Here is a 6551-nt window from a genome sequence, read left to right on the forward strand (position 1 = left end):
TCGATGCGTTTCGTCGACGAGTACCGCGACGCGGAGAAGGCCCGGATGCTCGCCGCGCGGATCGCCGCACTCTGCGAGCCGGGCCGCGACTACAAGTTCATGGAGGTGTGCGGCGGGCACACCCACACGATCTACAAGCACGGCCTGGAGGACTACCTGCCCGAGGCCGTCACGCTGGTGCACGGCCCCGGCTGCCCGGTCTGCGTCATCCCGATGGGACGGATGGACGACGCCGTCCACATCGCCGAGCAGCCAGATGTGATCATGACGTCGTTCGGCGACATGATGCGGGTACCCGGCGGGAACGGCTCCTTCCTCGACGCCAAGGCGCGGGGTGCCGACATCCGGCTGGTCTATTCCCCGCTGGACGCACTGAAGATCGCCCGGCAGAACCCCGCCAGGCGGGTGGTCTTCATGGCCATCGGGTTCGAGACCACGGCGCCCTCGACGGCGATGACCGTCCTGCGCGCCGAGGCCGAGGGGGTCGAGAACTTCTCGATCTTCTGCAACCACGTGACGATCATTCCCGCGATCAAGGCGATCCTGGACTCCCCCGACCTGCGTCTGGACGGGTTCATCGGCCCCGGCCACGTCTCCACCGTGATCGGCTGCCGGCCGTACGAGTTCATCTCGCGTGGCTACGGCAAGCCCCTGGTGGTGGCCGGCTTCGAGCCGCTGGACCTGTTGCACACGGTCTACCGCCTCCTCGCGCAACTGGCCGAGGGGCGCTCCGAGGTGGAGAACCAGTACTCCCGGGTGGTCCCGTGGGACGGGAACCCCAAGGCTCTGCACGTCATCAACCAGGTGATGGAGCTACGACCGTACTTTGAGTGGCGCGGGCTGGGGTTCATCTCCCACTCGGCCCTCAGGGTCGCCGAACGGTACGCCGCCTTCGACGCCGAGCGGATCTTCCAGATCCCCGGCGGGCGGGTGGCCGATCCGAAGGCGTGCCAGTGCGGCGAGGTGCTCAAGGGAGTGCTCAAACCCTGGGAGTGCAAGGTGTTCGGCACCGCGTGCACCCCGGAGACACCGATCGGCACGTGCATGGTCTCGTCCGAGGGCGCCTGCGCGGCGTACTACAACTTCGGCCGGTTCTCGCGCGAGCGCGTCAGGGAGGCGACCCGGAGGTGAACGACGGGGAGGGTCACACCGGGGAGCAGCGGGTGCTGGAACGGACGAGAGAGGCGGGCGGCCCGGACACATCCGACCGGGAGCGGCAGGTCCTGGACCGGATCGAGCGGGTGCGACGCCGCAAGGCGCGCGTGCGGGAGGAGCGCATCACCCTGGCGCACGGCGCCGGTGGCAAGGCCACACAGACCCTGATCGAGGCGGTGTTCCTGGAATCGTTCCGCAATCCGATGCTGGAGCCCCTGGAGGACGGCGCGGTCGCCGACGGGCTCGCCTTCACCACCGACTCGTTCGTGGTGACGCCGCTGTTCTTCCCCGGGGGCGACATCGGCGACCTCGCGGTGAACGGCACGGTCAACGACCTGGCCATGTGCGGGGCCCGCCCCCGCTACCTGTCGGCCGGATTCATCCTGGAAGAGGGTTTCCCCGTCGCCGACCTGCGGCGCATCACCGCCTCGATGGCCCAGGCGGCGCGGGCGGCGGGCGTGTGGATCGTCACCGGCGACACCAAGGTCGTGCAGCGGGGCAAGGCCGACGGCTGCTACGTGACCACCTCCGGCGTCGGGACGCTGGAGCGGCCCGTCCGGCTGAGCGCCGCCGCCGCGCGGCCGGGTGACGCGGTCATCGTGTCCGGGCCGATCGGCGAGCACGGGATCACCGTCATGCTGGCCCGGGGAGAGCTCGACATCGAAGCCGACCTGTGCTCAGACACCGCACCGCTCAACGCCCTCACCGACCTGTTGCTGGACGCCTGCGAGGACGGCGCGGTGCGCTGCCTGCGCGACGCGACCCGCGGCGGAGTGGCGACGATCGTCAACGAGATAGCCGGTGCCTCACAGGTCGCCGTCGTGCTCGACGAGGACGCCGTGCCGGTCCGCCCGGCGGTGCGGGGGGCGTGCGAGTTGCTGGGGATCGACCCGCTCTACGTCGCCTGCGAGGGCCGGATGGTCGCGGTGGTGGCCGGGGAGTTCGCCGACGCGGCACTGGCCGCCCTCCGCTCCCACCCGCTCGGCTCCGAGGCGGCGGTCATCGGGCGGATCAACGACGACCCGCCGGGGCTGGTCCTGCTGAGGACCTCCTTCGGGGGGACTCGCATCGTCGACCTGCTGGTCGGCGACCCGCTACCGAGAATCTGCTGAGAACAAGCGAATCCATGAGGTTTCACGACATGAGCAAGAAACACAAATCCGAACACCCGGGCAGGCCCGGCAAGGACACCCCGGGCGAGCGGGATCGCTCCTCCGGCGTGAGCCACGCGAGCGAGGAGGTGGTGCGGTCCGGCAACCTGGCCTTCGGACGCCCGCCGGCCGACAAGGGCCCCGCGCGCGTGATCTCCGACGTGGAGCGCAAGGGCGTCCCGGCCACCGACACCAAGGCCCGATCCGCCCGCGGGGTCGGCACCAGTGAGCACCGTGGCGCCGAGAAGATCGCCCACAAAGGCGAAAAGGGCCGCAAGAAGCTCGAAACCGACGAGAAGGGACGCCCCTATGGTGTCTCCCGTCCCGAGGACATCACCGGGGTCAACCCCCAGAAAACCATAACCAGGGACAATCCCTGAGCCGTGACCGCTCCGCTCCCGAGGTGACCGTTTCACCCCCGGAACCACCCGCCGGGCAGGCCCGGCGCTCCCCTCGCCCGGGTGGGTGACGTGCGTGCTCTGGCCGGGCCGGCCGTTCCGGCCCCGGTCAGGGCTCGCGGTCATCGCACCGGTGGTACCTCGTCAGCTTGGTCTGCTCTTGGGTGTCAGGTTCGGCACGCCGTCGTGGACCCGGCCGCGAGGGCCTGTGCCGCGGACTCCGTATCGACCTGCCTGCCAGACGGGCTACCCGTCGGGCTTGCGGCGGCGCCACCGCGCGCACGCCTCCGCCCATGAGGCGTCCCACGCCGCGTACCGCCCTCTGTCGAGCGACCATCTGAACACCCGGAAGGCCGACGTCAGCGTGGCCGCCGACCCCGCGACGACCAGGAAGGCCGCGGTCGCGCTGCCCGCCAGCGTCCCCGTGTGGCTCGCCGGTGGCCTGGTCAGCTCGCCGCGGCCGTCGATCCACACCCGCACGGCCGTACCCGCCCTGGTGCCCGCGGGCACGGCCACCTGGCCCGTCTTCTGCTCCCCGGACGGAGCCCTCCACCGCGCCGGAGCGTGCGATTCCGGCTTTACGCCGTTCTGCCCGCCCCCGGCGGGAACGGTGTCCGGCGCGTCCCGTACCAGGGTCGCCGTCACCGGCCGGCAGCCGCCAGGAACGGCTCGCTCGGCCCGCAGGCCCCTCTCGTAGACCAGCCGCCCCACGACGACGGCGGGCCAGACGCTGAGCAGCAACAGAACCAGTGTGACGACCACACCTGCCGCTTCCAGCCGATCGGAGCGACGACGCAGCGGATTCCGCCCCAGCCAGTATCGGCGCACGCGAAGGATCACCCACTGACTCGTGAGCCTCATCATGCACCTCCCCCTCCCCATCACCCTGCGGCGGCGGTGACGGCTCACAACAGGGGCGTATGACCCGGCATCAGTGGGGCCTTGGACCCCTTTCCCATGAGGCGCGACGCGACCCACGGCCTCTCGCTCGACCGGCTCCCCCGTGAACTGCCCGTATTCGGGATCGAGGGCACCGACCTCGCTTTCGAGGCCCCTGTCACACCACCGGTCCAGGCCGCTATCCCCGAGCCACCGCGCGTCGGAATCACCGGTTGAACCGGTGGTCGCGGTCCAGCCGGTCCGGGAGCCCCGGTTCGGAGCCGATGACGCGGCGCGCGCGGTCGGCATCGGCTCGCTCCGTCTCGTCCAGCGACAGTTCGACGGCGGCCAGCGCCTCCTCCAGCAGCGGGAGGAGGCGATCTTTGAGGGCACGGATCCTGCGGTTCGTCGAGGCTGTTTCGGCCGCCACGATCCGTGCGGCCTCCGCGGCGATCGCATGTTCCAGCCCGGCGCGCAAGGCGGTGCGGTAGGCGTGCCTGGCGGGAACGAGAGCCGTGGTGATCGGGAGGGGAGCCGCGGCGTCGAATCCGGGGATCGCGCAGGAGACCCGGGCCGGATAGCTCGTCCCCACGGCGTCGGCCCAGTAGACGTGCACGTCGGTGAGGCGGTCGTCGGCCGCCAGGCGCACGGCCCGTTGGCCGCCGAGCCGGGTCACGCGGAGGAGCCATTCGTCGGCGGCCCGGCAGGCGACGGACCATTCGGCCTGGGTCCGTGCCGCGTTCCGGGAGAGCCGGTCCTGTTCCCGGCGCAGTATCCGCAGTTTCCTGTCGAGTACGTCGAGTCCGTGCCGGACCGCGGTCAGGCGGCGGCGTAGCCACATCCGCCCCGCACGGCCAGGTGGGATCCGTAGCCTCATGGTTCTCCCCGGTATCCGGCTTCCAGTGCCTCCTCGCCGAGCATCGGCAGTTCGCTCCGCGGCAGCGTGGAGACCACGTCCCAGGCCCGGTCGAAGGTCTCCTCCAGAGTGCGGGCCTCGTCGGGCCTCTGGGCCAGCAGGCGTGTTCGGAAGGCCTCCGCCATGGCCAGGTAACGGCGGTCGATCGGGCTCAGCGCGCTCTCCCCCACCAGGTCGGCGAGTTCACCGGCCTGACGGGCGCGGGACAGTCCTGCCTGGATCTGCGCGGCCAGGTCCAGATGCTCGGGCCTGGTCCGCCCCGCGCCGACTCCCGCGCGCATCATGCGGGAGAGGGACGACAGCGGGTCGATGTGCGGGTACGAGGTGACCTCACGGGCCAGCAGGATCTGGCCTTCGGTGATGTATCCGGTGAGGTCGGGCACAGGATGGGTGATGTCCCCGGCGGGCATGCTCAGCACGGGCAGCACGGTGATGGAGCCGGATCGTCCCCGGATGCGGCCGCACCGTTCGTGGATGGAGGCCAGGTCGCTGTAGAGGTAACCGGGGTAGGCCCGGCGGGCCGGAATCTCGCCACGGGCCGCGGAGACCTCGCGCAGCGCCTCACAGTAGTTCGTCATGTCGGCCAGCACGACGAGAACGTGACGCCGCAGGACGAACGCCAGATGCTCGGCGACGGTCAGCGCTATTCGCGGCGTGAGCAGCCGTTCGATCACGGGGTCGTCGGCGAGGTTGAGCAGTAGCGTCAGTTCCGCGGCCGACGAACGTCTCTCCAGGATGTCGCGCACGGTCGCCGCGTCACCGTGGGTCAGTCCCATGGCGGCGAAGACGACGTTAGGAGCGCGTCGGCGATGAGGGCGGTCCGTTCGGGCGGGCAGTACGCGTCCAGCGCGCTCAGCGAACTCTGCCGCAGGAAGCCCTCCCGCAGCAGGCGCCCGGCCAGCAGGCCGATGCGCTCACGGGCGGGCAGATCGCCCGCCCCGACCAACTCGGCCAGCGCGGTCAGCCGGTCGGCCTCGGCCAGCAGGCCGCCCACGCGCGCGCGGCGGGCCGCGTTCTCGGGATCGCCACGGGTCAGGGCATCGGCGTCGCGAGAGAAGGAATCGCGCCAGGAGATCGCCGGGTAGTGTCGCGCGTAGGCGAGGTCGCGGTCCAGGGCCCACAACGTTCGCACGAACCGCTCCGTCTGTGTTGTGACGGGTTCGGTCAGATCTCCGCCCGGGGGCGAGACGGCTCCGACGATCGTCACCGATCCGGTGGCCCCGCCCAGCGTGATGACCCGTCCGGCCCGCTCGTAGAACGCGGCGAGGGCGGAGGCGAGATCCGCCGGGTACCCCTCCTCGGCCGGAAGGATTCCGCTGCGGGAGGCGAATTCCCGGCGTGCCTCGGCCCAGCGCGAGGTCGAGTCGGCGATGACCACCGCCGCGTAACCCATGTCGCGGAAATGCTCGGCGACCGTGACTCCCGTGTAGATGCTGGCCTCGCGCGCCATCATCGGCATGTTGGAGGTGTTGGCGATCACGACGGTCCGGTCGGAGAGCCGCCCGCCGGTACGTGGGTCCGGCAGCGCGGCCAGCTCGGCGACGACATCCGCCATCTCGTTGCCGCGCTCCCCGCAGCCGATGTAGATCACCACGTCGGCGTCACACCACTTGGCGATCTGCTGAAGGAGCACGGTCTTGCCCGTGCCGAACCCGCCGGGCACGGCCGCGGTGCCCCCGAGGCACATGGGCAGGAGCAGGTCGATGACCCGCTGCCCGGTAGTGAGCGGCACCGCCCCCTCCAGCCGCGACAGGTACGGCAGAGCGCGGCGCACCGGCCGGCGGCGGGTCAGCCGGACCTCGGTTCCGCCGACGACCGCGACCACGGCGTCGGCAGGATGGTGGCCGGCCTGCCGGATGGCGGAGACCTCGCCTCCCGGCGACAGGACCAGATAGGCCGGCGAGCCCGCGTCTTCGACGCGCCCGATGGCCGTGCCCGGCGCCGCTGTTCGCCCCTGCTCGACCAGCGGCGTGAACCGCCACGAGCGGGTGGCGGACGCGGGCCCCTGGGGGGTAGCCCCCCCCGGCCGGGGGGGGCCCCGGGGCCCGGCGC

At 71.4% G+C, this 6551-nt stretch carries 7 protein-coding genes; 3 read left to right on the forward strand and 4 right to left on the reverse strand.

Annotated elements, in window-relative coordinates; genetic code table 11:
• Nucleotides 1-3: 3 nt before the first annotated feature.
• Genes hypD through AB0J58_RS23480 form a run of 3 tightly spaced genes read left to right on the forward strand, consistent with a single transcriptional unit; the run spans nt 4 to nt 2686 of the window.
• Nucleotides 4-1131 carry a hydrogenase formation protein HypD gene (gene hypD, locus AB0J58_RS23470; RefSeq protein ID WP_364218715.1) on the forward strand — a complete coding sequence of 376 codons (1128 nt, stop codon included), beginning with the start codon at nt 4-6 and terminating at the stop codon, nt 1129-1131.
• Nucleotides 1128-2267: a hydrogenase expression/formation protein HypE gene (gene hypE / locus AB0J58_RS23475; protein ID WP_364218717.1), complete on the forward strand. Its 1140-nt coding sequence runs from the start codon at nt 1128-1130 to the stop codon at nt 2265-2267. Before hypD ends, hypE begins: the two co-directional genes overlap by 4 nt.
• A 29-nt stretch (nt 2268-2296) precedes the next feature.
• Complete coding sequence (locus tag AB0J58_RS23480; protein ID WP_364218719.1) at nt 2297-2686, forward strand: hypothetical protein; 390 nt, start codon at nt 2297-2299, stop codon at nt 2684-2686.
• Nucleotides 2687-2950: 264 nt separating this feature from the next.
• Here the strand turns inward: AB0J58_RS23480 and AB0J58_RS23485 are convergent, their stop codons facing one another.
• From AB0J58_RS23485 to AB0J58_RS23500, 4 genes are all read right to left on the reverse strand, one after another.
• Nucleotides 2951-3568: a hypothetical protein gene (locus AB0J58_RS23485; RefSeq protein WP_364218721.1), complete on the reverse strand. Its 618-nt coding sequence runs from the start codon at nt 3566-3568 to the stop codon at nt 2951-2953.
• A gap of 241 nt (nt 3569-3809) precedes the next feature.
• The gene (locus AB0J58_RS23490; RefSeq protein ID WP_364218723.1) at nt 3810-4460 is read right to left on the reverse strand and encodes a V-type ATP synthase subunit D; all 651 of its coding nucleotides are present in this window, start codon (nt 4458-4460) and stop codon (nt 3810-3812) included.
• The gene (locus AB0J58_RS23495; RefSeq protein WP_364218727.1) at nt 4457-5335 is read right to left on the reverse strand and encodes a V-type ATP synthase subunit B; all 879 of its coding nucleotides are present in this window, start codon (nt 5333-5335) and stop codon (nt 4457-4459) included. Before AB0J58_RS23495 ends, AB0J58_RS23490 begins: the two co-directional genes overlap by 4 nt.
• On the reverse strand, nt 5266-6551 hold a 1286-nt coding region (locus AB0J58_RS23500), incomplete at its 5' end, for a V-type ATP synthase subunit A (protein WP_364218725.1). The genes AB0J58_RS23495 and AB0J58_RS23500, both read right to left, overlap by 70 nt.

This window comes from Streptosporangium sp. NPDC049644, from assembly GCF_040675205.1.
Lineage (GTDB): Bacteria > Actinomycetota > Actinomycetes > Streptosporangiales > Streptosporangiaceae > Streptosporangium > Streptosporangium fukuiense.